22 protein-coding genes and 3 pseudogenes are annotated in these 26,371 nt (G+C 71.0%); 22 read left to right on the plus strand and 3 right to left on the minus strand.

What is annotated here, in order from left to right:
* The first annotated feature begins 275 nt into the window (after positions 1–275).
* From M2157_RS46650 to M2157_RS46690, 9 genes are all read left to right on the plus strand, one after another.
* Positions 276–1,799, plus strand: coding sequence for a sugar ABC transporter ATP-binding protein (locus tag M2157_RS46650; RefSeq protein WP_280868499.1), 1,524 nt, complete (start codon positions 276–278; stop codon positions 1,797–1,799).
* On the plus strand, positions 1,796–2,824 hold the full coding sequence (locus tag M2157_RS46655) for an ABC transporter permease (protein ID WP_280859431.1): 1,029 nt from the start codon (positions 1,796–1,798) through the stop codon (positions 2,822–2,824). The genes M2157_RS46650 and M2157_RS46655 overlap by 4 nt, the downstream gene beginning before the upstream one ends.
* Before the next feature lie 98 nt (positions 2,825–2,922).
* Positions 2,923–3,972 carry a substrate-binding domain-containing protein gene (locus tag M2157_RS46660; protein ID WP_280859430.1) on the plus strand — a complete coding sequence of 350 codons (1,050 nt, stop codon included), beginning with the start codon at positions 2,923–2,925 and terminating at the stop codon, positions 3,970–3,972.
* Positions 3,973–4,040: 68 nt separating this feature from the next.
* The gene (locus tag M2157_RS46665; protein ID WP_280868501.1) at positions 4,041–5,237 is read left to right on the plus strand and encodes a Gfo/Idh/MocA family oxidoreductase; all 1,197 of its coding nucleotides are present in this window, start codon (positions 4,041–4,043) and stop codon (positions 5,235–5,237) included.
* A gap of 16 nt (positions 5,238–5,253) precedes the next feature.
* Entirely contained in the window at positions 5,254–6,261 is a 1,008-nt protein-coding gene (locus tag M2157_RS46670) for a sugar phosphate isomerase/epimerase family protein (protein ID WP_280868502.1), read from the plus strand.
* 494 nt (positions 6,262–6,755) lie between these two features.
* Positions 6,756–7,907 (plus strand): inositol-3-phosphate synthase, encoded by a 1,152-nt coding sequence (locus M2157_RS46675; protein WP_280868503.1) that lies wholly within the window; start codon positions 6,756–6,758, stop codon positions 7,905–7,907.
* Complete coding sequence (locus M2157_RS46680) at positions 7,904–8,572, plus strand: UbiA family prenyltransferase (protein ID WP_280868505.1); 669 nt, start codon at positions 7,904–7,906, stop codon at positions 8,570–8,572. The genes M2157_RS46675 and M2157_RS46680 overlap by 4 nt, the downstream gene beginning before the upstream one ends.
* 104 nt (positions 8,573–8,676) lie before the next feature.
* Complete coding sequence (locus M2157_RS46685) at positions 8,677–9,840, plus strand: sugar phosphate isomerase/epimerase family protein (RefSeq protein WP_280859425.1); 1,164 nt, start codon at positions 8,677–8,679, stop codon at positions 9,838–9,840.
* Between the two features lie 204 nt (positions 9,841–10,044).
* The gene (locus M2157_RS46690; protein ID WP_280868506.1) at positions 10,045–12,165 is read left to right on the plus strand and encodes a PQQ-dependent sugar dehydrogenase; all 2,121 of its coding nucleotides are present in this window, start codon (positions 10,045–10,047) and stop codon (positions 12,163–12,165) included.
* Positions 12,166–12,257: 92 nt separating this feature from the next.
* On the opposite strand, the pseudogene M2157_RS46695 reads toward M2157_RS46690, so the two are convergent.
* Positions 12,258–12,431 (minus strand): annotated as a pseudogene (locus M2157_RS46695) (CoA-transferase); the annotation flags it as partial.
* Positions 12,432–12,886: 455 nt separating this feature from the next.
* On the opposite strand from M2157_RS46695, the gene M2157_RS46700 reads away from it, so the two are divergent.
* The 8 genes and pseudogenes from M2157_RS46700 to M2157_RS46735 form a co-directional block, all read left to right on the plus strand.
* Positions 12,887–13,384 carry an SRPBCC family protein gene (locus M2157_RS46700; RefSeq protein WP_280868507.1) on the plus strand — a complete coding sequence of 166 codons (498 nt, stop codon included), beginning with the start codon at positions 12,887–12,889 and terminating at the stop codon, positions 13,382–13,384.
* Positions 13,377–14,996, plus strand: coding sequence for an NAD(P)/FAD-dependent oxidoreductase (locus M2157_RS46705; protein ID WP_280868508.1), 1,620 nt, complete (start codon positions 13,377–13,379; stop codon positions 14,994–14,996). Before M2157_RS46700 ends, M2157_RS46705 begins: the two co-directional genes overlap by 8 nt.
* Before the next feature lie 15 nt (positions 14,997–15,011).
* Positions 15,012–15,491, plus strand: a complete 480-nt coding sequence (locus M2157_RS46710) for a hypothetical protein (RefSeq protein WP_280859421.1) — start codon at positions 15,012–15,014, stop codon at positions 15,489–15,491.
* 73 nt (positions 15,492–15,564) lie between these two features.
* Complete coding sequence (locus M2157_RS46715) at positions 15,565–16,449, plus strand: SDR family oxidoreductase (RefSeq protein WP_280868509.1); 885 nt, start codon at positions 15,565–15,567, stop codon at positions 16,447–16,449.
* A gap of 11 nt (positions 16,450–16,460) precedes the next feature.
* Positions 16,461–16,949, plus strand: coding sequence for an MSMEG_6728 family protein (locus M2157_RS46720; protein ID WP_280868510.1), 489 nt, complete (start codon positions 16,461–16,463; stop codon positions 16,947–16,949).
* Positions 16,950–17,002: 53 nt separating this feature from the next.
* On the plus strand, positions 17,003–17,857 hold the full coding sequence (locus M2157_RS46725) for an oxygenase MpaB family protein (protein WP_280868511.1): 855 nt from the start codon (positions 17,003–17,005) through the stop codon (positions 17,855–17,857).
* Between the two features lie 93 nt (positions 17,858–17,950).
* On the plus strand, positions 17,951–18,745 hold the full coding sequence (locus tag M2157_RS46730) for a leucine-rich repeat domain-containing protein (protein WP_280868512.1): 795 nt from the start codon (positions 17,951–17,953) through the stop codon (positions 18,743–18,745).
* 255 nt (positions 18,746–19,000) lie between these two features.
* Positions 19,001–19,195, plus strand: a pseudogene (locus M2157_RS46735) (GTP cyclohydrolase I); the annotation flags it as partial.
* Positions 19,196–19,215: 20 nt separating this feature from the next.
* On the opposite strand, the pseudogene acnA reads toward M2157_RS46735, so the two are convergent.
* Both acnA and M2157_RS46745 read right to left on the minus strand, forming a co-directional pair.
* Positions 19,216–19,607: pseudogene (gene acnA, locus M2157_RS46740) on the minus strand (aconitate hydratase); the annotation flags it as partial.
* A gap of 164 nt (positions 19,608–19,771) precedes the next feature.
* Positions 19,772–20,263, minus strand: coding sequence for a Rieske (2Fe-2S) protein (locus M2157_RS46745; RefSeq protein WP_280868513.1), 492 nt, complete (start codon positions 20,261–20,263; stop codon positions 19,772–19,774).
* A gap of 506 nt (positions 20,264–20,769) precedes the next feature.
* On the opposite strand from M2157_RS46745, the gene M2157_RS46750 reads away from it, so the two are divergent.
* The 5 genes from M2157_RS46750 (at position 20,770) to M2157_RS46770 (ending at position 26,301) form a co-directional block, all read left to right on the plus strand.
* Positions 20,770–21,777, plus strand: coding sequence for an ornithine cyclodeaminase (locus tag M2157_RS46750; RefSeq protein WP_280868514.1), 1,008 nt, complete (start codon positions 20,770–20,772; stop codon positions 21,775–21,777).
* 255 nt (positions 21,778–22,032) lie between these two features.
* The gene (gene gntD / locus M2157_RS46755) at positions 22,033–23,034 is read left to right on the plus strand and encodes a guanitoxin biosynthesis L-enduracididine beta-hydroxylase GntD (protein WP_280868515.1); all 1,002 of its coding nucleotides are present in this window, start codon (positions 22,033–22,035) and stop codon (positions 23,032–23,034) included.
* Positions 23,035–23,061: 27 nt separating this feature from the next.
* The gene (gene vioD, locus M2157_RS46760; protein WP_280859410.1) at positions 23,062–24,177 is read left to right on the plus strand and encodes a capreomycidine synthase; all 1,116 of its coding nucleotides are present in this window, start codon (positions 23,062–23,064) and stop codon (positions 24,175–24,177) included.
* 121 nt (positions 24,178–24,298) lie between these two features.
* Positions 24,299–25,603: a sensor histidine kinase gene (locus M2157_RS46765; RefSeq protein WP_280868516.1), complete on the plus strand. Its 1,305-nt coding sequence runs from the start codon at positions 24,299–24,301 to the stop codon at positions 25,601–25,603.
* Positions 25,600–26,301 (plus strand): response regulator transcription factor, encoded by a 702-nt coding sequence (locus M2157_RS46770; RefSeq protein WP_280859408.1) that lies wholly within the window; start codon positions 25,600–25,602, stop codon positions 26,299–26,301. The genes M2157_RS46765 and M2157_RS46770 overlap by 4 nt, the downstream gene beginning before the upstream one ends.
* Positions 26,302–26,371: the final 70 nt, after the last annotated feature.

Raw genomic sequence — 26,371 nt, forward strand, 5'->3', positions numbered from 1 at the left:
CGCCGCGGCAACCCCGTGACGTCCCGGCGACATCGGCAGAGGAACCGGCGCACCCGTAGCGCCACCGCAACAGCCACAGCACCGCCGTATCCGCCCACGAAGCGTCGGCGGCCGTCCCCCTGCATGGTTACCGGGCGATCAAGCCTGCCCTGCCCTTCTCAGCCGCTGCGCCGGCCCGGCGCACACGACGCCAGGGCCCACACGGCCTCCCACGTAACCGAGACATCCAGCCCAGCCTGCCCACTCACGGCCCGTATCCGCCGAGGGGATTCCTCATGGCACCACAACCACCCCTGCTCACCATGTCCGGTATCACCAAGTCGTTCCCGGGCGTTCGCGCCCTGGACGGCGTGGATCTCGAGGTCCAGTCCGGCGAGGTCCACTGTCTGCTAGGCCAGAACGGGGCCGGCAAGTCCACTTTGATCAAAGTGCTCGCCGGGGCTCACCAGCCGGACAGTGGTGAGATCACCTGGCGGGGTGAGGCCGTGACGCTGGGGTCGCCGATCGCCGCCATGCGTCTGGGCATTGCCACCATCTACCAGGAACTCGATCTGATCGAGGGGTTGTCCGTCGCGGAGAACGTCTTTCTCGGACATGAGCCCACGTCGGCCGGGTTCGTGGTGCGTGGCTCCGCCGCCCGTACGGCGACCGCGGAGCTGCTGAAACGTCTGGGGCACGCGGAGATCGATCCGACGCGGCTCGTCGGTGACCTGTCCGCGGCGCAGCAGCAGATCGTCTCGATGGCCCGCGCGCTGTCCCACGAGGTTCGGTTGATCGTGATGGACGAGCCGTCGGCGGCGCTCGACCCCGAAGAGGTGGACAACCTCTTCAGGATCGTGGGCGATCTGACGGCCGAGGGCGTCGCCGTCGTCTACATCTCCCACCGTCTTGAGGAGATCCGGCGCATCGGCGACCGGGTCACGGTACTGAAGGAGGGCCGGTCGGTCGCGGGCGGCCTGCCCGCCAAGTCCACACCGACCCGTGAGGTCGTGGCCCTGATGACCGGGCGGAACGTGGAGTACGTCTTCCCCGACCGCCCCAAGGCCGGGTTCGCCGCGGAGCGAAAGCCCGTGCTGAAAGTCGAAGGGCTCAGCAGGCAAGGGGAGTTCGCCCCTGTCGATCTGGAGCTGCGGCCCGGTGAGATCGTCGGTCTGGCCGGGCTCGTCGGGTCCGGACGCAGCGAGATCCTGGAGACGATCTACGGTGCTCGCAAGCCCGACGAAGGCCGTGTCCTGGTCGACGGCACACCTCTGCGTCCCGGAAGTGTGCGCGCCGCCGTGAGCGCCGGCATCGGTCTCGCGCCCGAGGAACGCAAGGCGCAGGCCCTGCTGATGCTGGAGTCCGTCAGCAGCAACGTCTCGATCTCCACGCTGTCCCGGTTCGCCCGCGCGGGCTGGCTCGACCGGCGTACCGAGCGCGCCGCGACGCACCGGGCGGTGCGGGAACTGTCCCTGCGGCCGGACAATCCCGACGCCGCGATCAGGACCCTGTCCGGCGGCAACCAGCAGAAAGCCGTGCTCGCACGCTGGCTGTTGCGAGGCTGCAAGGTGCTGTTGCTGGACGAGCCGACCAGGGGTGTCGACATCGGCGCCCGGGCGGAGCTCTACGCAGTGATTCGCCGGCTGGCCGACGAGGGTCTGGCCGTACTTCTCGTGTCCAGTGAGGTGCCCGAGGTCCTGGGGCTCGCCGACCGGGTGCTGGTGCTCCGCGAAGGCAGCGTCGTGCACACGGCGGACGCCCGGGAGCTCGACGAGCACCGCGTACTTGATCTTGTGATGGAAGGGAGCCCGACGCCATGACGCAGCCGACCACTGCGGCGCACGAGGATGCGCCGACGTCCGCCGCCAAGTCCGACGGGGAGCAGCACAGTTCGCGCCGATCGGGTCCGCGGTGGGACGTGCGTACTCTGTCGTTGCTCGGTGTCCTCGCCGTCCTCGTGGCGGTCGGTGGGATCACCGCACCGGACGAGTTCCTCGCGACGAGCAATCTGCAGCTCGTCCTCACCCAGGCGTCCGTGATCGGCGTCGTCACCGTCGGCATGACGTTCGTCATCACCAGCGGCGGCATCGACCTGTCGGTCGGCGCGATCGTGGCGCTCGCCTCGGTGTGGGCGACGACCGTGGCCACACAGGAGTTCGGCTTCGCGGGCATCCTGTTCACCGCGGTGATCGTCGGTGTGGGCTGTGGTCTCGTGAACGGTCTGCTGATCGCCTACGGCAGGATGGTGCCGTTCATCGCGACGCTGGCCATGCTCGCCTCCGCCCGGGGCCTCGCGCTGCAGATCACGGACGGCAGCACGCAGATCGTGAGCGTCGAGTCGGTGCTCGATCTCGGTGCCAGGGACTCCTACATCCTCGGCATCCCGCCCCTTGTCCTGATCTTCGCCGCGGTCACCGTCATCGGCTGGCTGGTGCTCAACCGCACCACCTTCGGCCGCCGCACCGTCGCGGTCGGCGGCAACGCGGAAGCGGCCCGCCTCGCCGGTATCGACGTGCGCCGCCAGCGCCTGTACCTGTACCTGCTGTCCGGGCTGTGCTGCGGGATCGCCGCGTTCATGCTGATCGTGCTCGCCGGCTCGGGTCAGAACACCAACGGCAACCTCTACGAGCTTGACGCCATCGCCGCGGCGATCATCGGCGGCACCCTGCTCAGCGGGGGCCGCGGCACCATCATCGGCTCCGTCCTCGGCGTTCTGGTCTTCACCACGATCACCAACATCTTCGCTCTGAACAACCTCGAGACCGCTGTCCAGCAGATCGCGAAGGGCGCGATCATCGTCGCCGCCGTGCTGGTCCAGCGCCGCTCGCTGCACGGCGACACCTGACACCGTGCAGCACGCCGGACGGCGGCCCCTGACACCGCCGTCCGGCACCCCACCTCCTCCGTCCGACGCACACCGCCCAGCCGAAGGGTCGATCCGTCATGGCAAGAACCGCCGCCACCAGCCGCAGAGCACTGCTGTTCGGCACCGCCGCCGTTTCCGCCGGCGCGCTGCTCACGGCCTGTACCAGCAATGAGCCCAAGGACCAGGAACAGGCCGCGGACAACGCTGCTCCGGTCGCGGACGACAAGGCGGGCAAGGCCGTCACCATCGGCTTCGCCGGACCCCAGGCCGACCACGGCTGGCTCAACGCCATCAACTCCAACGCCAAGTCCCGTGCGAAGAAGTACGCGGACGTCACGCTGGAGATCACCGAGGGCTCCAACGACACCGCCCAGCAGATCGGTCAGGTCCAGACACTGATCAACAAGAAGGTCGACGTACTGGTCATCCTGCCGGCCGACGGCAAGGCGCTCACCCAGGTCGGCCTGCAGGCAATGAGGGCGGGTATCCCCGTCGTCAACCTGGACCGCGTGTTCGCCTCCCCGCAGGCGTACCGCTGCTGGATCGGCGGCGACAACTACGGGATGGGCCTCAACGCCGGCCACTACATCGGCGAACAGCTCAAGGGCAAGAAGAACGCCAAGGTCGTCGAACTCGCCGGCCTCGACAACCTCGAACTGACCCAGCAGCGCACAAAGGGCTTCGACGACGCCCTGAAGAACTACCCCAACATCCGCAAGGTGGCCCGCCAGGCGGCCGACTTCACGGTCGAGTCCGGCCAGGCCAAGATGGCACAACTGCTGCAGGCCCAGTCAGGCTTCGACGCGCTGTGGAACCACGACGACGACCAGGGCGTGGGTGCGCTGCGCGCCATCGACCAGGCCGGACGCGACGACTTCCTGATGGTCGGCGGCGCGGGCGCCAAGTCCGCGATGGACGCCATCAAGGCCGGCAACAGCGTGCTGAAGGCGACCGTCCTGTACCCGCCGACCATGGCCGCCTCCGCCATCGATCTCGCCCGGGCGCTCGGCCAGTCCAAGGGCATAGGCGGTCTCGCCGAGTTCGAGATCCCGTCCTCGCTGACCCTCTACTCGGCCGTGGTCACCAAGGACAACGTCGACCAGTACCTGCCGACCGGCTTCATCTGACCGGACCGGGCCGCGGGCCCCGCGCACACCACGACGATTCAGTGACACTCCGACGAGGAGGATTCCGTATGGAACAGAGGGACAGTCGGACCGCACCGCCGACACTCGGCGTGGGGATGGTCGGCTACGCCTTCATGGGCGCCGCGCACTCACAGGGGTGGCGCACCGTAGGGCACGTGTTCGACCTGCCGCTGCGGCCGGTCATGGCCGCGATCGCCGGCCGCGACGCGCACGGTGTGCGGGCGGCGGCCGACAAGCACGGCTGGGCCGCGGCGGAGACCGACTGGCGCGCCCTCATAGCCCGCGACGACGTGCACCTCGTCGACATCTGCACACCGGGCGACAGTCATGCGGAGATCGCGATCGCGGCGCTGGAGGCGGGCAAGCACGTGCTGTGCGAGAAGCCGCTGGCCAATTCGGTCGCCGAGGCGGAGGCCATGGTCGCAGCCGCCGAAGCGGCCCGGTCGCGCGGGCAGTTGGCCATGGTGGGTTTCAACTACCGGCGCGTGCCGGCCCTCACCTTCGCGCGCGGCCTCGTCGCGGACGGCAGGCTCGGCACGCTGCGCCACGTACGGGTCAGCTACTGCCAGGACTGGCTGGTCGACCCCGACTTCCCGCTGACGTGGCGGCTGCAGCGGGAGCACGCCGGATCGGGGGCGCTCGGCGACCTGGGCGCACACATCGTCGACCTTGCCCAGTACCTGGCGGGTGAGGTCCTGGTCGGCGTCTCCGCCCAGATGGAGACCTTCGTCAAGGAACGCCCCCGTCTCGACGGTGCATCCTCCGGCCTGACGGCATCCGGCGGCCCGCTGCGTGGGCCGGTGACGGTCGACGACGCGGCCGTCTTCACGGGCCGGCTCGCCTCGGGGGCGCTCGCCACGTTCGAGGCGACCCGGATGGCGTCAGGACGCAAGAACGCCCTGCGGCTGGAGATCAACGGTGAGTTCGGTTCGCTCGCCTTCGACCTGGAGCGGCTCAACGAGCTGTCCTTCCACGACCATCGGGAGCCCGCCGCCACGGCGGGGTTCCGCAGGATCGTCGTCACCGAGGCCGACCACCCCTACCTGGACGCCTGGTGGCCGCCCGGCCACGGCCTCGGCTACGAGCACACCTTCGTCCATCAGGCCCGCGACCTCGTCGAGGCCATTGCGTCCGGCGCCGACCCGAGGCCGTCGTTCGCCGACGGGCTGCAGGTCCAGCGGGTGCTCGCGGCCGTGGAGGAGAGCGCCGAGAAGAACTCCGTCTACACCCCGATAGCCGTCTGAGGAGGCTTGGAAAAGGATGCCGCGTCAGTTCACGCTCTTCACCGGCCAGTGGGCCGACCTCCCCCTCGAAGAGGTCTGCCGTCTCGCGCGCGACTTCGGCTACGACGGGCTCGAACTCGCCTGCTGGGGCGATCACTTCGAGGTCGACAAGGCGCTCGCGGATCCGTCGTATCTGGACTCCCGGCGCGCGCTGCTCGACAAGTACGGCCTCAAGTGCTGGGCGATCTCCAACCACCTGGTCGGCCAGGCCGTCTGCGACGCCATCATCGACGAACGCCACCGGGCCATCCTGCCGGGCGAGGTGTGGGGCGACGGCGATGCGGAAGGGGTCCGGCGGCGGGCCGCGAACCGGATGAAGGACACCGCGCGGGCCGCACGCGCCTTCGGCGTCGACACCGTCATCGGCTTCACCGGCTCCGCCATCTGGCACCTGGTCGCGATGTTCCCGCCCGCCCCCGAGTCGATGATCGACCGCGGGTACGAGGACTTCGCCGAGCGCTGGAACCCGATCCTGGACGTCTTCGACGCGCAGGGCGTGCGGTTCGCCCACGAGGTCCACCCCAGCGAGATCGCCTACGACTACTGGACCACCCAGCGCGCTCTGGAGGCGGTGGGCCACCGGGCGGCCTTCGGCCTCAACTTCGACCCCTCCCACTTCGTGTGGCAGGACCTGGACCCGGTCGGTTTCCTCTACGACTTCCGCGACCGGATCTACCACGTCGACTGCAAGGAAGCCCGCAAGCGCCTCGACGGCCGCAACGGCCGCCTCGGCTCCCACCTGCCCTGGGGCGACCCGCGCCGCGGCTGGGACTTCGTCTCCGCCGGCCACGGTGACGTTCCCTGGGAGGACGTCTTCCGCATGCTGCGCTCCATCGACTACCAGGGCCCGGTCTCGGTCGAGTGGGAGGACGCCGGCATGGACCGGCTCCAGGGCGCACCCGAGGCACTGAACCGGCTGAAGGCGTACGACTTCGAGCCGCCGTCGGCCTCGTTCGACGCGGCTTTCGGCGGTGGCGACAACTAGGGCGCTTTGCAGCAGGAGGCGAAGCCGGCACCGCCCGCTCCCGGTGGGAGTGCTGACGAACTGTTACGGGAGGGTCGCCGGGTCCATCCGGGCTGCCCGAACACGGCTTTGTCCTGGATCTGGAAGAAGTTCGTTGTTTCGCTGCGCAAGGGGTTCCGGTCGAGGACGAACGGGGCTACGGTCCACTTCGTGCACAGGCACCACACAGCGGTTCGGGACTGACGGCGCATCAAGGCCGTACGGCGCACCCTTCGTTCGACCGACCAACCGAGGACGACCCTGCACAGCGCAGGGCCAAGAACCCTCAGGCACCGCGTATTTCTCAGCGGCGGCCCATTGCCGCCCCCTCGCACGCCGCAACCGCGCGCACCACGGAGCAGCTCTCCGGGCCGCGGCCAAAGCCGTCCCAAGGCCGACGGTGAGCGGGAGGCCCTCGAGCCCCTGCCCACCGTCCTCCACCACATCGGAACCTCGACATGGCAGGGAGGCAGCCCGTGAACCACGACGGGAACGCATCGGAGCCCCAGACCGGCGGACGGACCGCACGCACCGGTGTCTGGTTCGTCGGAGCCCGCGGATCGGTCGCCACCACCGCCGTCGCCGGATGCGCGGCGGTCACCGCCCAACTGCGGCCGCCGACCGGCATGGTCACCGAGACCGCACCCTTCGACGGCACAGGCCTGCCGTCCCTGTCCGCACTCGTCTTCGGCGGCCATGACACCGCCCACTGCCCGCTGCCCAAGCGGGCCGAACACCTCACCGACGCCGGCGTCCTGCCGCACGGGCTCGGCCCCGCCGTGCGCGCCGAACTGCAGGCCGCGGACGAGGAGATACGGCTCGGCGGCCCGCTCCCGGGCGATACCCGAAGCGACGAGGAACTCATCGCGGACTTCGCGGCCGACCTCACCTCGTTCCGCGTGCGCAACGCACTGGCACGGGTGGTCGTCGTCAACGTCTCCTCCACCGAGCCGCTGCCCGCGCCCGACGCCGTACGGCTGCCGCCCAGCTCCCTCTACGCGGCCGCCGCCGTGCGAGCCGGCTGCCCCTACGTCAACTTCACGCCGTCCACCGGTTTGCGCACCCCGGCCCTCATGGATGCCGCCGCGGCCGGCGCACTGCCCCACGCGGGCCGTGACGGCAAGACCGGCCAGACCCTGTTGCGAGCCGTGCTCGCCCCGATGTTCGTCCAGCGTGCCCTCGAGGTGCGAGCCTGGTCCGGCACCAATCTGCTGGGCGGCGGTGACGGGGCGGCCCTGGCCGATCCGGGCGCGGCCGCGGCGAAGAACGCCGGCAAGGAACGCGTCCTGGCCGACACCCTCGGGCACACACCGCAGGGCGAGGTGCACATCGACGACGTCCCCGCCCTCGGCGACTGGAAGACCGCCTGGGACCACATCGCCTTCGACGGCTTCCTCGGCACCCGCATGATCCTGCAGACCACCTGGCAGGGCTGCGACTCGGCCCTGGCCGCACCCCTCGTACTCGACCTGGCCCGACTGGTCGCCCGCGCTCACGAGGCGGGCCTGTCCGGCCCGCTCACGGAGCTGGGCTTCTACTTCAAGGACCCCGACGGGGGCCCGGCGGGTCTCTCGGAACAGTTCACCGCGCTGCTGTCGTTCGCCGACCGTCTGCGGGAGTCGCGGTGATCCGCTCTCGCCCGGCCGGCCTCGCCCCACCCGCAGCGGTACGCACCCAGAAGTCCGCCCGGCCCGGCGACGACCAGAACCCCGCGGGCCTTCGCGAGAGGCGCGGGCGACGGGCACGGCTGCGGGACTGGACCGAACTGCTGCGCGCCTCCGCGCTGTTCACCGTGCCCGGCGACGCGCTCGCCGGTGCCGCCGCCACCGGTCGGCGGCCCAACCGGGGCACGGCCTACGCGGCGGGCGCCTCGCTGCGTCTCAACGGAGCGGGCAGGGCGCTCGACGGCTGCGCCGACCGCGACGAGGACGCCGTCGAGCGCCCCCATCGGCGGGCCCCCTCCGGCCGTATCTCTCCTGCGGCGGCGCCGGGGGCGACCGGACTCCCGACCGCGGCCGGACTCACGTTCGCCGCCCGCGCCGGCCGTCCCGCAGCCGCGGTGGCACCGGCACTGACCGCCACCAGCTGGACGTACGACCTCCGGTTGAAACACACCCCCGCGGCCCCGGCGGCCACCGCGCCGGCCCGCGAGAAGCACCGCCTGCGTTGCCGTACGGCGGTCATGCCCCTCGCCCCGTCACCTGTTGGCGGCAGCCACTGCCGCCTCACCACGAGCGACGACGTACGCGCGCTCGTCCTGGTCTCCACCCCCCGCGCAGTATCCGGCCGTTGAGCGGCCACCGAAGTGAAGTCCCTTCTCCTGCGGCACGCCGGCCTCGCCGGAGGCTCAAGCCGTCGGGTACCCGCAGCACTGCGACGACGAAAGAGAGAACCACTGTGACCGCGTTCAACGACGAAGCCGTCACCGGCGACGCCCTGCGCCGCACACTCGGCGTCAGCCGCCGCCGCTTCCTCAGCACCTGCACGGCCGTCACCGGGGCGGCGATCGCGGCCCCGGTCTTCGGCGCCGCGCCCGCCCTGGCGCAGAACAGATCGGAAGCCGCCGGCGATGACCGTGGCCGTTCCGCCCTGGTCCCGCCGCACAAGCGCGGCATCATTCTCTACACCGTCCGGGACGCCATCGGCCGCGACCCGCTGGCCTCCGACCTTCCCTCCGGCTTCCGTGAGGTGTTCAAGCAGCTGTCGCGCTTCGGCTACCGCCAGGTGGAGTTCGCAGGGTACGGCCAGCACGCCAACGCGCCCGGCGGCGCCGATCTGGGCACGGTCCAGGGCGCGAAGCTGCTGCGCTCCTGGCTCGACGAGTACGGGCTGCGGGCGCAGGGCAGCCATGGCTACATCCCGCCGTCCTGGCCGCTGACGCCGTCCGACCGGGACACGTTCAAGCGCTGGCTGGAGATCGCCAACATCCTCGGCATGGAGCACATGGGAACCGGCGCCGACCCCACCAACACCCCCTACCGGGCCGACTGGGACGTCGCCGCGCAGAAGTGGAACACCCTGGGCGCCATCGCGTGCCGCGAGGGCATCAAGCTCTACACCCACAACCACGACAGCGCCTACGACTTCCTGCTCGACGGTGGCCCGCTCGACTCCCAGGGCCGTCCGACCCGCAGCTCCGGCATCCGCAAGCTCGAGTACTTCCTGAAGGTGACGGACCGCAAGAGCGTCTACCTGGAGCTGGACGTCTTCTGGGCGCACGTGGCCCAGTACAAGTTCCACACGTACACCGCCCACGACGGCTCACAGCGCGAGCGCGTCTTCGACCCGGCCGCACTCGTGGAGCGCAACAGCACCCGTTTCCCGCTTTTCCACGCCAAGGACGGTGTCGTCAACCTCCAGAGCGGCCTGGGCTACGACATGGTGCCGTTCGGCACGGGTGACATCGACTACCGGCGGTTCTTCACCCGGGTGGGGGCGAAGAACTACCGCAACCCGATGGTCGAGCAGGACAACGCACCCAGCACGAGCGTTCCCGGCCAGTCCCTGGACTTCGCCCGCATCGGCTACGACAACCTCGCGGCGCTGCGCGCCCGCCACTGACGGAGCGTCATCCGCGGTGCCCGCCCGGCGTCCTGGCGTCGGGCGGGGCCCCGGGCATGCCCGAAAAGACTGGAAACAACAGGACAAACTTTCCTTGAGATTATTGAAACTTTGTCCTTGACGAGTTGAAAGTGGGCGCCCTAGCGTCCAACTCACGCATTCCGCCTGGCTTTTCACCCGCCGGCCAGACCAAAGGAGTTCTGAGTGCGCAACAGACGGATCGTCACCCTCGTGGGGGCGGCTGCGTTGGCAGGAGCCGTCGGGCTCCTGCCCCTCTCCCCAGCGCAGGCCGCCAAACCGGACCCCGCACCGCCGGCTTCGTCGGACTTCCAGAAGGTCACCCTCAACGACCGCCCGGGCGAGCCCATGGCCCTCGCCGTCCTTCCCGACCGGCGGGTGCTGCACACGGCGCGCACGGGAGAGGTCCGCGTCCACGACCCCAAGAGCGGCGTGAACTTCCTTGCCGCCGACATGAAGAAGAGCCCCGCAGGGCTCTACCAGCACGACGAAGAAGGCGTACAGGGCATCGCCGTCGATCCCGGCTTCGCCAAGAACCACTGGGTCTACCTCTACTACTCGCCCCGCCTCGACACCCCCATGGACGACCCGGCCACGCCGGGAGTCAACGAAGGGGACGCGCCGCAGTCCGGCACGGCCGAGGACTTCGCCAAGTACAAGGGCGTCACCCGCCTGTCACGGTTCAAACTCGTGGGCAACAAACTCGACTTCGCCACCGAGCAGAAGGTCATCGACGTACCGGCCGACCGCGGCATCTGCTGCCATGTCGGCGGCAAGATCGACTTCGACCGCAAGGGCAACCTGTTCCTGTCGACCGGCGACGACTCCAACCCGTTCTCCTCCGACGGCTACGCCCCGCTCGACGACCGCACCGACCGCAACCCGGCCTACGACGCGCGGCGCACCGCGGGCAACACCAACGACCTGCGCGGCAAGGTCCTGCGCATCCAGGTCAAGCCCGGCGGCGGATACGAGATACCGCGTGGCAACCTCTTCGCGCCGGGCACCGCGAAGACCCGCCCCGAGATCTACGCCATGGGTCTGCGCAACCCGTTCCGCTTCGGGGTCGACGACAAGACCGGCGAGGTCTACGTCGGCGACTACTCTCCCGATGCCAACAACGCCAACCCCGACCGCGGCCCCGCCGGCCACGGGCGCTGGATGGTCATCGACCGCCCCGCCAACTACGGCTGGCCGTTCTGCGTGACCCAGGACATGCCGTACCAGGACTACGACTTCGCCACCCAGAAGTCGAGCGGCGCCTTCAACTGCGCCAAGCCCGTCAACGACTCGCGTCACAACACCGGCCGCAGCGAGCTGCCGCCGGTCACCGACGCGGAGATCGTGTACGGCTACGGAGCGTCCGAGGAGTTCCCTGAGCTCGGCACGGGCGGCATCGGCCCCATGGGCGGCCCGGTGTACCAGTACGACAAGCGCAACAAGGCCCAGAACCGCTGGCCCCAGTACTTCGACGGCAAGCCGCTCTTCTACGAGTGGACCCGTGACCAGATGAAGGCCATCACCCTCGGCAAGAAGAACGAGGTTCTCAAGATCGAGGACGCGATCCCCACGATCAAGACGGACGGCCCGATCGACGCCGAGTTCGGCCCCGACGGCGCGTTGTACGTCCTGGAGTACGGCACCGGGTACTTCGCGGAGCTGCCCGAGGCCCAGCTCTCCCGCATCGACTTCACCCGGGGCAACCGCACCCCGGAGCCCAAGGTCGCCGCGGACCTGGTCAACGGCACCAGCCCGCTCACCGTCCAGTTCTCCAGCGCCGGCACGAAGGACGCCGACGGCGACGCCCTCCGCTATGCCTGGGACTTCGACGCCGACGGCACGGTCGACTCCAGGGAGGCGAACCCGAAGCACACGTTCACCAAGAACGGCGTCTTCGACGCCACGCTGAAGGTCACCGACAGCACCGGGCGTTCGGCCTCCGCGTCCGTTCCCGTCGTCGTCGGCAACAAGGCGCCGGTCGTCTCGCTCACCACCGACCCGGCCCCGCACGGCGGCACCGCGTTCCACTGGGGTGACACGGTCACCTGGCAGGTCACCGTCACCGACGACCAGCCGGTGGACTGTGCGAAGGTCAGCGTCTCGTTCATCCTGGGCCACGACTCGCACGGACACCCGCTGTCGACGAGCAACGGCTGCTCCGGATCCTTCAAGACCTTCGTGGACGGCGGTCACTCCGGTTCGGACAACCTCAAGGCGGTCTTCAACGCCACCTACACCGACACGCCCCCGGACGGCCTGCCGTCCCTCTCGGGCAGCGCCGAGGTCGCCCTGACCCCGGCCGACTGACCGGCGACGACGACACCGCGACGGGGCGCCACTTCGGGGCGCCCCGTTGTCGCGCGACGACATCGCGACCGGTGCCGGTGCGCACGATCCGCCGCCAGGGGGTTGAAGGCGGCGGCACTGCGGGGGAAGACGAGGTTGCCGTACCCGTCGCCGCGAGCAGCCCGCACGAGCACGACGTCGGTGGTGATGGCCTCCGCGAGGATGTACGTCCGGCCGGCGAAGGCGGGTATACCGGTGCCACCGGCGCGTAGCCGTTCGGCGGGCGTCCTGTCTTCCCGGCCTCCTGACGCGAGTCTTTGGCCAGAAGGAAGGGTCGTTGGGGCACGCCCGGCATACATGGCCGCGTCCCGCCGTGAACCCGGCAGCGGGTCCGGCCGGGCCTGGTCCTCCGGGGATCCGTCCGGCCGCTCATGGCGACCTGGTCCGGAGCAGACCGCCACCAGGGCGACGGGCACTCACTGCCGCCGTCATGGGACTACGCGGCCACCCCCTGCGGACCGTGCCCGACCGTCGCCGCAACCGACTCCTGAGGGGTCTGGCCCGCCCATCCCGAGGACGATCCGGGCCTTGGGTGAGCCGAGCGCCGGGCGATCACGCATCCGGGCAGGTGAAACCACGTGGGGGAGCCCGGCTCCGGGGGTGCCGGTTGGACCCGCCAGGCTCGGGCACTCGGGGCACGGCCGACGGGCAACCCGGTCCAGGCAGTCCCTTGGAGGTATCCGTGGCTGTTCGCCATCGTCTTGTCAAAGTCAGCCCGAGCGCTGTGTGGGCCGTCCTCGCCGACGGCCACCGGTATGCCGAGTGGGTGGTGGGAACCTCCCATTCCGAGCCGGTTCGCGGGCAGTGGCCGCACCAGGACGCGGCGATCCGCTTCCAGGTCCCACTCGGCCCGCTCAAGCTGGTCAACGAGACGGTCGTACGCCGCTGCGAGGAAGGCGTGGGCCTGGAGCTGGAGGCCCACGCCGGACCGCTGGGCACCGCACGCATCGCGATCGAACTGCGGCCGTGGGGCGAGCACTGCCTCGCGATCGTGGACGAGCACCCCCTCCAGGGCGCAGGCGGCCGACTGCACAACGTCGGCTTCGAAGCGCTGATCCAGATGCGCCACCGCACCATGCTGGCCCGCCTCGCCCGGCTGTGCGAGAACGGCGTGCGAGAGGCCCGCGAGGCTCCGCGGCAGGCGTCGGTGCAGGGTGTGGCGGGAGCCGGGCATGCCTGACGCCGTGGTGATCGGAGCGGGCCCCAACGGCCTGGTCGCCGCCAACCTGCTCGCGGACGCCGGGTGGAGCGTCGAGGTGCTGGAGGAGCAGCCGGAGCCGGGCGGCGCCGTCCGCCACGACCACGGCGTCGATCCCGCCTACGTCAGCGACGTCTTCAGCGCCTTCTACCCGCTCGCGGCCGCCTCTCCGGTCCTGTCCGCGCTGCGCCTGGACCGGTACGGGCTGCGCTGGACCCACGCGCCCAGCGTGCTCGCCCACCCGCTCACCGACGGCAGCTGCGCCCTCCTGGACCGTGACATCGACACCACCGCCGCGTCCCTCGACGCGTTCGCACCGGGCGACGGGGCCGCCTGGCGGCGACTGCACGACGTATGGGAGTCTCTGCGCCCCGACATCCTGGACGCCCTGTTCACCCCCTTCCCGCCCCTGCGCGCGACGGCACGGCTGGCACGGCGGCTGCGGGCCGGGGGCGGACTGCGCATGGCACGCACCCTGGTCCTGCCGGTGCGTCGCCTGGGCGAGGAGGAGTTCCGCGGCCAGGGCGGCCGGCTGCTGCTGGCAGGCAACGCCCTGCACGCCGATCTCGCCCCCGAGTCGGCGGGCAGCGGCGGCTTCGGCTGGCTGATGGGCATGCTGGGACAGACGTACGGCTTCCCCGTCCCGGTCGGCGGCTCCGGCGCCCTGACCGAGGCCCTGGCCCGACGCCTGCAGGATCGGGGCGGGCGGATCCGTTGCGGGCAGCGCGTCGAGCGGATCGTCGTCCGCGGCGGGCGGGCCGTCGGCGTGCGGACGGCGGCCGGTGACGCGGTGGTGGCGCGCCGGGCGGTGCTGGCGGACGTGTCGGTGCCCGCCCTGTACGGCGATCTCCTCGACGCCGAGCACCTGCCCGCGCAGCTTCAGGAGGACCTGCGCCGCTTCCAGTGGGACTTCGCCACGTTCAAGGTGGACTGGGCGCTGGACGGCCCGGTGCCCTGGCAGGCCGAGCAGGCGTCCCGGGCGGGCACCGTGCACCTCGCCGACGGCCTGGACGAGCTCACTCGTTTCGCCGCGCAGATCGCCATGCGGGAGGTACCGGACCGGCCCTTCCTGCTGTTCGGCCAGATGACCACCGCCGACGCCACCCGCTCCCCGCAGGGCACCGAATCGGCCTGGGCCTACACCCACATCCCCCACGAGATCGGCGCCGACGCCGGCGACGAGGGCATCACCGGCCGCTGGGACACCAAGGGCCAGGAACTCATGGCCGACCGCGTCGAACGCCAGGTGGAACGCTTCGCGCCCGGCTTCCGCTCCCTGGTCCGCGCCCGCCGCATCCTGGCGCCCCCCACCCTCGAGTCCCTCGACGCCAATCTGCACGGCGGCGCCATCAACGGAGGCACGACCGCGATCCACCAGCAGCTCGTCTTCCGCCCGGCCCCCGGCACCGGGCGCCCCGAGACCACCGTCCCCGGCCTCTTCCTGGCCTCCGCCGGGGCCCACCCGGGCGGCGGCGTCCACGGCGCACCGGGCGCCAACGCCGCCCGTGCCGTACTGCACCGCCACCGGGCACCCGGTCTGGCCCGCGCCCAACGGCTGCTGACCCGCCGCGACCGCACCGGAGCCGGCCGCTGACGTCAAGGAGAACCCGTGAACCACGTCCAGGAAGCCCCCGACACCCCCGAAAGCCCGGAAGGCCCCGACCGCAACCACCGGCGGCCGCCCGGGGTCGACGACAAGACCGTCGAGGCCCTCGGCGCGCTGTCCAAGGCCCTGGAGACGACCGAGCGGGCCAGAGGCAGTCTGTACGCGTTCCATCAGCTGACCGGAGGCGCCGACCTGGAGCTGGACCGTGCCGTCCGGCTGCTGCGCGAAGCCGGTCACCCCGAATGGGCCGAGAAGGTCCGCGCGGAGATCCTGGGGCGCAACGTCATCCCCGGGCATTGGACGTTCCAGATCGTCGAGGCCTACAACGCCACCTACTACCGCCCCTTCCAGGAACTGGAGTCGAGCGCGGTGGCGGAGCTCGCACAGGGCCGCGACCACCTGTACGAAGCGGAGATGAAGGAAGAGCGCCGCACCCCCGGCCACCCCGACCACGCCGCGTGCCCACCGGGCCCGGAGACCTGAGGCGCATCCGGACACCCCGTCGGCACGGAAGTGTCGGCATGGGGGCACAGTCCGACGGAAAGAAGGTCAGCCCGTGCGCAGCAGCCCGCTCGCCGGCCGGACGGTGGCCGTCACCGGAGCAGCCCGCGGTCTGGGCGCGGCCATGGCCCGCGAGATCGCCCGCCGCGGCGCCCGGGTCGCGCTGCTCGGCCACGAGAAGGCCGCCCTGGACACGGTGGCCGCGTCCCTGCCGGGCCCGGCGCTGGCCATCGAGGTCGACGTCACCGACCCGGCCGCGCTCGCCGCGGCGGCCGCCGCCGTGCGGGCCCATCTCGGCCCGCCCTCGGCCGTCGTGGCGAACGCGGGCATCGCGGAAGGGGGCCCGTTCCTCGCCTCGGACCCGGCTGCCTGGAGCCGCGTCATCGACGTCAACCTCACCGGCAGCGCCCACACGGCCCGGGCGTTCCTGCCGGACCTCATCGACACGGCGGGCTACTTCCTCCAGATCGCCTCGCTGGCATCGCTGGGCGCCGCACCGCTGATGAGCGCCTACTGCGCATCCAAGGCGGGGGCCGAAGCGTTCGCGCACGCCCTGCGGGCGGAGGTGGCGCACCGGGGCGTCGCCGTGGGCATCGGCTACCTCAACTGGACCGACACCGACATGATCCGCGACGCCGACCGGTATGCGGTGCTGCGTGAACTGCGCACCCACATGCCCCCGCCGGCCCGCCGCGTGTACCCGGTGGAAACGGTCGCCGCACGCCTGGTGACGGGTCTGGAGCGGCGCCGTACGACCGTGTACGCGCCGGCCTGGCTGCGGCTGGCCCAACCGGTGCGCGCGGCCCTGCCGTCCGTGGTGCTGCGGGTGTCACGCCGCGCGCTGCCCCGTCTGGAGGCCGAGAAGCCCGTCGAATACACCGGTCCCCTCGGCGCAGGAGGCCTCGCCGACCGCGCGGCCCGCGCGCCGCGCAAGAACTGAGCAGGTGAGCCGTGCAGACCTTTCTGCCCCACCCCGACTTCCGGGCGACGGCACTGCTGCTGGACCGGCGACGGCTGGGCAAACAGCGGGTCGAGGCCCTGCAGGTGCTGCGTGGCCTGACCGTCCCCGGATACGGCTGGCGCAGACACCCGGCCGTACGGATGTGGACGGGGTACGAGGAGGCGCTCGTACGGTACGGCCTGGAGATCTGCCGGGTCTGGCGCGCACGGGGACACCAGGACAGCTGTGCCGCCTCGCTCGCCGCCGGCCTGGCCGCGCACCGGCCCGGCGCCGCGGTGCGCGAGCAGTGGCAACTGGCCGCCGCCCGCGAACTGCCTCCCTGGCTCGGCGACGAGGCCTTCCACGAAAGCCACCGCTCGGCACTCGTCCGCAAGGAACCGGAGGTGTACGCCGCTCTGTTCCCCGACGCACCAGCTGATCTGCCCTACGTGTGGCCGGCGTCGGACCGCGAGCCGCAGCAGGCGCACGTCGGCCGGTAACCCCATGCACGGGCAGGCGGACACTGGAAGCAGCAGAAGAGGGGAGGCCGGTCATGCTGACGGCAGTCCGTGAACAGTTGGGCCAGGCCCTGTTCCGCCGCGTCGCGGGCCCCGACGGACCGGCGAACCGCGCCCGCATCCATGACAGCCCGGGCCCGCGCTGGTTCGCACCCGACCGCCCGATCCGCACGGTCCACGGCGATGCCTCGATGTTCATCGGCGGGCTCGCCGCGCTTCTCCTGCAGTCCCTGCACCCGCTCGCCATGGCGGCGGTGGCCGGGCACTCCGGTTACCGCGGCGACCCGTGGGGCCGCCTCCAGCGCACCAGCACCTTCCTGGCCGTGACGACCTACGGCCCAGCGGAGGACGCCCAGCGGGCCGTCGACCACGTCCGCGGCATCCACGACCGCATCCGCGGGACGACCAGCGATGGAACGCCGTACCACGCGGCCGACCCGCACCTGCTCGCCTGGGTTCACGTCGCCGAGACGGAGAGCTTCCTGCGCGCCCACGAACGGTACGGAGCCCGCCCGCTGGACCCTGCCGGCTACGACGCCTACGTCGCTGACACCGCACGCGTCGCCGAGGCGCTGGGCGTCATCGCGCCACCCCGCGACCGCGGCGAACTGTCGGAGCGCCTGACTGCCTACCGCCCCGAACTGCACGCCACCCCGGAAGCCCGAGCCGCCGCCCGTTTCCTCCTCCTCCGGCCCCCACTGCCCCTCGTGGTGCGCCCGTTCTACGGCGGTCTCGCCGCCAACGCCATAGCGCTCCTCCCTTCCTGGGCCCGCGACATGCTGTGGCTGCCGCGCCTGCCCCTGGTGGACGACCTCGCCGTGCGGCCCACCGGCCAGGCCCTGACCCGCACCATCCGCTGGGCCATGACCCCACCACGGTCCGGCGGCTAGACGGGGTCCTTGCCTATGACGGAGGGCGGATACATCGCTGGCTTGGGACACCGGATGGTGTCGTACCGGGCGCCACGTCCCTATCGTTGCGCCATGACGGACGAACAGTTGCCGGCACAGGTCTTCCCGAACCGCTTTCCCGAGGCGGTGGACTCCCGGCCGGGGGTGCCGCAGGACCGCTGCCACTGCTTCAGCCAGGTCCGGGTCAGTCCGCCCGGCGCGACGACGTCCTTCCACGCCGAGATCCAGGACACCAGCGCTCCGGGCTGGCTCCGGCTGCTGGAGCTGATCGAGGAGGCGGCGGCCGACGGTCGGGAGGAGTTCCGCCCGCTGCCGGAGCTGAGCCCTGAGGAGCGGCGGCAGATCGTGACCCTGCCGGCGTCGATCGGACGGCTGACGGCGGTGCGGACCCTTGTGCTGTACGGAAGCAACCTGGTCCGGATACCTCCGGAGATCGGCGACATGACAAGCCTGGAGGAGTTCAGCCCCTACACTTCGCGACGGTTGCACTGGTTCCCGTACGAGATCACGCGGTGCGGTCGGCTGGTGGACAGCACGGTGAGTACGCGCTCGATCTACGGCAACTACAAGTACCGGCCGCCGTTCCCGCAGCTTCTCCCACCTGGCGATACGGTCCTGGACCTCGAGGACCTGGCTCCCGCCCGCTGGGGTACCACCGCGGCCCGCACCTGCAGTGTCTGCACCGGGCCCATCTCGTCGACGGGCCCGCACCAGGCGTGGCTCTCCCGGGTGGTGGCGACCGACGTCCTGCCAGTCCTGGTCAACGCCTGCTCCCAGGCATGCCTCGACACCCTGCCACCTGGGGCCAAGGGCCACATCCCAACGCCTCATCGGGGCGGCGCGATCGAACAGCCTCCGTCGCGCTGACTGTCGTCACGGCACCGGGCATGTGCGCTTGCCACCCCGGCCCTCAGGGAGGCGCCCGAGACCTCACCCACGCCAGACACACTCTTCGACTTCGGCCCCGACGCCGCCCAGATCCTCGCGCCAGGACGCTCTCCCCGTGTCCGCGCAGACGGCGACCGACCGGTCCGCCGCCGAGGCAACTCCGGTCGGCCTGCTGCCCGACACCCTGACCGACCGCGGCAACGCAAATCTCTTCAGATCGGCGAGGCGGCATCGCTCGCCGATTGGCTCCAGAGTCAGCTGGAACCCAAGGGCGTCGGCGTCGTCATCCAGGCCGAACACACCTGCATGACCCTGCGCGGCGTCCAGGCCACCGGCGCCACCACCATGACCTCCACCCTCCTGGGCCTGCTGCGCACCGATGCCCGATCGCGCAGTGAGTTCCTCGCACTGACAGGTCTGCCCCGCTGACCGGCGATCTCGTCCGGACGTCATGACGGCAGGAGGGCAAGCAGGGCGTGGGGCAGGATGCCGCCGTGCCGGTAGTAGTCGGCCCCGGTGGGGATGTCGAGCCGTACCTGTGCGGTCAACTTCTGCGAGGTGCTGGGACCTTGGGCCTCGACCGTGACCTTGCGGGGCAGCTCGGCCAGTCTGCGGATGGTGTAGGTTTCCTCGCCCGTCAGGCCAGCAGTCGTGCGCTTGGCCCGGGGGCGAACTGCAGCGGCAGGGCGCCCATGCCGATCAGCTTGGAGCGGTGGATGCGCTCGAACGACTCGGCGAGCACGGCTTTGACGCCGAGCAGCGCGATGCCCTCGGCGGCCCAGTCCCGCGACGAGCCGGAGCCGTACTCCTTGCCGGCGAGGACCAGCAGCGGGACGCCCTCGGTGGCGCACGGCGCCGCCGCCTTGTAGATGGTGGTCTGCTCGTGTGCCCGGGCGACTGCCGTGCCGATCTCACCCCAGGTCAAGGGCATCGCGCCGGCAGCCCGGCTGCCGATGCGTCAATCCGCGGACATCGGGGTGCTGTTCGGTGTCGGTTCTCCGCGGATCAGGCGAGCCTGATGGTGCCGTCCGTGACGGTGATGTCCGTCGACGGCAGGGGGCGGGGCGCCGGGCCCGAGATGACCTTGCCGTCCGCGATGGCGAACCTGCTCTTGTGGCAGGGGCACACGATCGCGCCGTTCTCCACCGAGGTGACGGTGCAGCCCTGATGCGTGCAGACCGCCGAAAACGCCTTGAAGTCGCCCTCGGTCGGCTGGGTGACGACCACTTTCGCGTCCCGGTCGACAAGGCCGCCTCCCACGGGGACGTCGGACGCCTTGCCCAGCGCCGCGCCGCCACCGGAGGTACCGGAAGGGGCGGCGGACGGTTCACCGCTCTGGGACGGGGGCGATCCGTCCTGCCCGGGGCTCAGGTCCGGTCCCCTTTCCTTCTCCTTGGTGCCGCACGCGGACAGTGCGGCCGCGAGGCCGGCGGCTCCCGCCCCCGCCATGACGTTGCGGCGGGTGCGAGGTCCGGCGATGCCGGAGGGCTCGGCCATGAGTCACTTCCTGTCACTCGGATCGAATCGGGCGGGCGAGGCGGCGCCGCCCGGTATCGGGAGGTGAACGCTCAGTCCACCGTAGCGATCGACGGCAGCCCTGATCGCGGGATTCCGGTGGACGTCGCGTCGCACTTCGGCCATTTCCGGAACGGTCACGGAACTGCGGGCAGTCCACCTCCCGCGGCATGCTCACAATGCTGCGCAGGAGGTGTCAAGGGTGTCCCGCCCGGTCGCTCCGACGGGGTTTGGGGACCGTATGTTCAACTGGCACGAGGCCGCAGTTGAACGTACGCATGGGCGGTACCGAATATTGATCGCCTGCCTGACGTCGGGTCATAGTGCTGTGCGGTGAGGACGAGCCGTGGGCCCGGGGAGCCGAATTCCACCCGGCGCGCCGGTCTTTGAGGACTTCCGTTCTCCCGCCGTTCTGCTTTTCTGCCCGCGCTCCGGCAGGGGGTTTTCATGACCGTGCGAGAGACGACGTACGTCGAATGGTCCGCGCCATGCTGCAACTGACCGACGTGGACGTGGCGGCACTCCTGGAGAAGACCGATGTCGTCGGCACCGTGCGTGAGGTGTTCCTGGCGCACGCGGCGGGCCGCACCGTGCTTCCCGAGGAGAGCTGCCTGCGGTGGACCAACGACGAGGGCGAGTCCTGCCGCAGCCTCAACATGCCTGGTCTGGTGGAGATCGACGGCCGACGGTTCGCCGGCACGAAAATCATCAACGCGAGCCTGGGCAATCCCGCTCGGGGGCTGGCCCGTGCCGGTGGCCTGATCCTCCTCTTCGACCTCACCACCGCCCGGCCGGTGTGCGCCCTGGACGCGGCCCACATCTCCGCCGGGCGCACCGCGGCGGTCAGCGTGCTCGCCACCGAACTGCTGTGGGCGGCACCCGCGCGGGCCGTCGCCGTCGTCGGAGCCGGAGCACTGGCCGAAGCCCACCTGGACCTGGCGTTGCGCCGATGGCCCTCGGTCCGGCGGGTGCGGATCCACGACCGGGTCCGGGAACGCGCGGCGGCCCTCGCCGAACGCCTCGGGGACACGCACCGCACGGTCGCCTTCCACGTCACAGCCACCGCGGAGCAGGCGGTGCGCGAGGCGGATCTCGTCATCCCCGTGACCACCACGACCAGCGGCTACATTCCCGCCGACTGGATCGCCGAGGGGGCCGTCGTCGTCAACGTGTCGCTCGACGACCTCACCCCCGAGGCGCTGAGCGCAGCCGACCAGGTTGTCGTGGACGACTGGAGCCTGGTGGCGGCCGACACCACCCGGATCCTCGGCAGGATGCACCGTGCCGGGGACGTCCTGCCGCCACCGCGTCACCGCGACCCGCAGGGTGCCCGGCCCCGGCCCGCTGTCGAGGTCACCGCCGAACTGTGCGACCTCGTCGGCGGATCCGCGGCCGGCCGCACCTCCGCCACGGACCGCGTCATCGTCAACCCCTTCGGCATGTCCCTGCACGACGTGGCGGTGGCGGGAAGGATCTATCAGGAATTCTTGACATAGCCAGCTCCTGCTCTGACCGGCGACGTCACGGAACGAACCGTCATCGCCCGGTGGGGAGTGCGAAGCAGCGTTCGCTACGGCAGCGCAGAGCACACAGCAATCGGATTTTGTGCGGATGTCGATGTCGAAGGATCGCGACCGATGGTGCCCGGAAACGGGCCGACTCGTCGGCAGCACCTTCTCAACGGGCCGAAGAGAACTTCTCGACGGCGTATCCGGAAATTCGCCGCATCATGGCATGAGAGGAACACCAGAATGGACAGGCTGGAACTCGACCCGGCGGAGATCAGCGCGGTCGACGAACTCCTCGACGAGTGCGCGGACGCTTTCGCCACCCTCGACACCGAGGACGCCCTGCACCGGGCCACCGTGCTCGCCCACGAACTCCCCAACAGGATCCGCCTCCACCTCAACGCCTTCCGCCTGGAACAGCTCTCGGGCGTCCTGTGCGTCTCCGGCTACCGCGTCGACCAGACACGGCTGGGACCCACCCCGTCCCACTGGCGCAACCGGACCGGGCCGTCCCCCGCCCACCGGGAAGAACTGCTCCTCATGCTGTACAGCTCCCTGCTCGGCGACCCGTTCTGCTGGGCCACCCAGCAGGACGGCCGGATGATCCACGACATCGTGCCCATCCAGGGCCACGAACACGAACAACTCGGCTCCAGTAGCGAGGCGTTGCTCACCTGGCACACCGAGGACGCCTTCCATCCGCTCCGCGGGGACTTCCTCTCCTTCGCCTGCCTGCGGAACCCCTACCGCGCCGCGACGACCGTCGGATACGCCGACGCGCTTCGGCTGCCGGACGACCTGCGGGAGGTCCTCCTCCAGGAGCGGTTCGTCATCTGCCCGGACGAGTCCCACCTCGGCAAGAACAACTCGCGCCCCACCGCGGGGGCGTTCGACACCATCGAGCGGATGCAGAAGGACCCCGACCGGGTGGCGGTCCTCTTCGGCGACCCGGAACAGCCCTATCTGAGGGCCGACCCCTACTTCATGCGCGTCGACGACGAGGACGACGAGGCACGCCTCGCACTGGACGCCCTGGTGAAGGCGATGGACGAGGTGATGTTCGACGTCGTCCTCGAGAGCGGCGACTTCTGCTTCCTCGACAACTTCCGTGTCGTCCACGGCCGCAAGCCGTTCAAGGCCCGCCACGACGGGACCGACCGCTGGCTGAAGCGCATCAACGTCACCGGCGACCTCCGCAAGTCCCGGGCCGCCCGGGAGGCCAGGGCAGTCCGGGCCAGCCGCTGAATCCGACCCCGACATCGAGGCGACACCATGAGACTGCGATCAGCGCCCCTCGAAGACTGGCTGCGCGACTACTACTTCACCGCCGAGATCGACATCAGCTCCAGCGGTGTCCACTCCTACTCCATGGCGGAACTGCGGGCGCTCACCGGACTGCGCCACGCCGACGTCGACCGGCTCGTCTTCGACGACGGCTACTCCCTGGGCGCGCCCGAGGTGCGGGCCGCGGTGGCACGCCATGTCGGAGGCGTCGAGCCCGACCACGTCATGACGACGAGCGGCTCCGGGGAGGCCATCTCCCTCGTGCTGAGCGCGCTGCTCCAGGCCGGCGACGAGGTCGTCGTCGTGGAGCCCGGCTACCACCTGCTCAGCGAGTACGCGACCGCGCTCGGCTGCCGGATCAGTACCTGGTGGCTGGACCCGGAGCGGGACTGGCGGCCGGACCTCGACGAACTGGCCTCCCTGGTCACTCCGCGCACCCGGGCCATCATCGTCAACTTCCCGCAGAACCCGACCGGAGCCACCCTCACCGAGACGGAGCTGCACCGGCTGCTCGCCATCGCCGACCGGGTCGGCGCGTACGTGCTGTGGGACGGGGCCTTCACCGACCTCACCTACGACGCGCCGCCGCTGCCCAGCGCCCCGGCGCTGTACGACCGGGCGGTGGGCTTCGGCACCTTCTCCAAGGCGTTCGGGCTGCCCGGCCTGCGATTCGGCTGGTGCGTCGCGCCGCCTGCCCTGCTCACCGACTGTGTGCGCATCCGGGACTACACCACCCTGCACGTCTCACCGCTCGTCGAACTCCTGGCCCTCGGCGTTCTGGACAACGCGCAGGCGTTCATCCAACCGCGCTGGGAGCAGGCCGCGGCGGGCCGCGCCACCCTGCTGGAGTGGGCGGCGGCCCACTCCGACCTCGTCTCCCTCGCGGCCCCGGCCGGCGGGGTCACGGCCTTCCCGCGGCTGAAGGGGCTCGGCGACACGGACGAGTTCTGCGACGAGCTGTTCCAGAAGCGGGGCGTCCTGGTCATCCCGGGCTCCTGCTTCGGACAACCCCAGCACGTGCGCGTCGGCTTCGGCGGCAGGGCCGAACAGCTCACCGAGGGACTGGACCGGCTGGCGGACGCGCTGAGCGAGGCCCGCCGCTGAGCGTGCTTCGACCCCCGGTGGTCCCCCTGTGGGGGGATGGCGCCGCCCCTCCGGCGAGGGACGGCGCCATCGCTGTCGCAGGGGACGTTCCCGCCCGGCCGCGACTGCCATAATGACCCGCGTGAACCGTGCGACAGCCTGGCATGACGCCTGGACAGGGACGCGAGGCCGGGTCGCGGCAGACCCCCGCGCACGGATGCTCGTCACGGTGTCGCTCGGCCTGCTGGCCGTCGCCGAATCACTCGTGGAGTTCGTCGCCTCGCACGGGTCCATCCCCCGCCTCTTCGCGGACACCGCCTCCACGGCCGCCCGGGACGGCAGTTCCACCGGAGTACAGTTCACGATGATCGTGGGCCTGCTCTGCCTGTCCACCGCCCTGCCGCTCGCCCTCCTGCGGCCCCTGACAGCCGGCCTCACCGTCACCGCCGCGAGCATCGGCTCGCTCACGATCTTCCACACCCTGACCCTGGCGGGCATCGCCGCCCAGCTCGTCGCCCAGTACCGGCTCGCCCGCAGCGGACTGGTCCTCGCGGCGGGGCTGTGCGGGGTGCCCTTCCTCGCGCTGGCGCTGCCCGCCTCCGACGACACTGCCTACCGGGTCCGGATCGTCCTGCTCGCGGCCCTTGTACCCGCGGTCGCTCTCGCGGGACTGGCCCGACGCGCCGGGGCACACCACCGCGAACACACCGCTGTCCGTGAGGTGATGGCCGGCACCCAGTGGGAGAACGCGGCCCGCGGCGAACGCGCCCGTATCGTCCGCGAGCTCCACGACGTGGTCGGCCACCACATCTCCATGATCGCCGTGCAGGCCGAGACGGCCCGGGTCGCCACCGCCGGTATGCCCGCCCAGGGAGCCGAACGGCTGCTCGGTATCGGCGACACCGCCCGGGCCGCCCTCACCGAGATGCGCCGCCTGCTGGGCGTCCTCCGCGAGGACACCGAGTCCGTCACCGGTGGGGAGCGCCGACCGCAGCCGGACCTGCGCCGGCTCAACGAACTCCTCGACGAAGCCCGTACGGCGTCCGGGACGTCCGTCCGGCTGATCCTGAGCGGATCCCCGCGCGAGCTCGACCCCGGCATCGAGCTCGCCGCCTACCGCATCGTCCAGGAGTCCCTGACCAACGCCCGCAAACACGCGACAGGTGCCGCCGTCGACGTCGAACTGCACTACGCCGACGATGCGTTGCACCTGCGGGTCCGCGACAACGGACCCGGCCCGCCCCTCGCGGCCACGGACGGGGGACACGGGCTGCTCGGCATGCGGGAACGCGCCGCAGCCGTCGGCGGAGACGTCCGTACCGGTCCCGCCGCCGGCGGCGGGTTCCGCGTCGAGGCGCGCTTTCCCGCTGCCCCGGACGGCGGGGCCTCCCGGGTGCCGACCCCGGTGGCACCCCGCCCGGAAGCCACAACGGAAGAGAGTTCATGAGCACGCCCTCCGCGCCGATCCGGATCGTGATCGCCGACGACCACCTGGTGGTCCGCACCGGCTTCGCCGCGCTGCTGGACTCCCAGCCCGACTTCACCGTCGTCGAGACCGCGTCCAACGGAACCGAGGCGGTGCGCGTCTGCCGCGAGAAGTCCCCCGACGTCGTGCTGATGGACATCCGGATGCCGGAGATGGACGGCATCGAGGCCACCCGCCAACTCGTCGGCGCCGCGCCTGACGCCGGCGGCGCACCGCGCGTCCTCATTCTCACCACCTTCGACCTCGACGAGTACGTCTACGACGCCCTGCGCGCCGGTGCCAGTGGCTTCCTCCTCAAGGAGGCCACGGCGGAACGCCTCTTCGACGCCGTACGTGTCGTCGCCGCCGGTGACGCGCTCCTCGCACCCGGTATCACCCGTCGGCTCATCAGCGAGTTCGCCCTGATGCCCGCCAAGGCCGAGACCGGGCCTCCGCCCGGTCTGCAGGACCTCACGGCCCGTGAGACCGAGGTCATGCTGCTCATCGCCGAGGGCCTGTCCAACCCGGAGATCGCCGCCCGTCTCGTCGTCGGCGAGGAGACGGTCAAGACCCACGTCAGCCGCATCCTCACCAAGCTGGGGCTGCGCGACCGCACCCAGGCCGTCATCGCGGCGTACGAGTCCGGGCTCGTCGTCCCGCGCGTACGGAAAGCCGAATAGCCGGGCCTTCAGCGGCGTCCCGCACCGGCCCGCGCGCGCGAAGAGGCACCTTTGCGCGGGTGTTCAACTG

The sequence above is a fragment of the Streptomyces sp. SAI-127 genome, from assembly GCF_029894425.1.
Lineage (GTDB): Bacteria > Actinomycetota > Actinomycetes > Streptomycetales > Streptomycetaceae > Streptomyces.

Coding starts and splice junctions, on each gene's coding strand:
- M2157_RS46770 (WP_280859408.1), top strand. CDS start 25,600: ATGAGCACGCCCTCCGCGCCGATCCGGATCGTGATCGCCGACGACCAC.
- M2157_RS46745 (WP_280868513.1), bottom strand. CDS start 20,263: ATGGCCGAGCCCTCCGGCATCGCCGGACCTCGCACCCGCCGCAACGTC.
- M2157_RS46750 (WP_280868514.1), top strand. CDS start 20,770: ATGCTGCAACTGACCGACGTGGACGTGGCGGCACTCCTGGAGAAGACC.
- M2157_RS46670 (WP_280868502.1), top strand. CDS start 5,254: ATGCCGCGTCAGTTCACGCTCTTCACCGGCCAGTGGGCCGACCTCCCC.
- M2157_RS46725 (WP_280868511.1), top strand. CDS start 17,003: ATGCTGACGGCAGTCCGTGAACAGTTGGGCCAGGCCCTGTTCCGCCGC.
- M2157_RS46665 (WP_280868501.1), top strand. CDS start 4,041: ATGGAACAGAGGGACAGTCGGACCGCACCGCCGACACTCGGCGTGGGG.
- M2157_RS46655 (WP_280859431.1), top strand. CDS start 1,796: ATGACGCAGCCGACCACTGCGGCGCACGAGGATGCGCCGACGTCCGCC.
- M2157_RS46660 (WP_280859430.1), top strand. CDS start 2,923: ATGGCAAGAACCGCCGCCACCAGCCGCAGAGCACTGCTGTTCGGCACC.
- gntD (WP_280868515.1), top strand. CDS start 22,033: ATGGACAGGCTGGAACTCGACCCGGCGGAGATCAGCGCGGTCGACGAA.
- vioD (WP_280859410.1), top strand. CDS start 23,062: ATGAGACTGCGATCAGCGCCCCTCGAAGACTGGCTGCGCGACTACTAC.
- M2157_RS46730 (WP_280868512.1), top strand. CDS start 17,951: ATGACGGACGAACAGTTGCCGGCACAGGTCTTCCCGAACCGCTTTCCC.
- M2157_RS46705 (WP_280868508.1), top strand. CDS start 13,377: ATGCCTGACGCCGTGGTGATCGGAGCGGGCCCCAACGGCCTGGTCGCC.
- M2157_RS46650 (WP_280868499.1), top strand. CDS start 276: ATGGCACCACAACCACCCCTGCTCACCATGTCCGGTATCACCAAGTCG.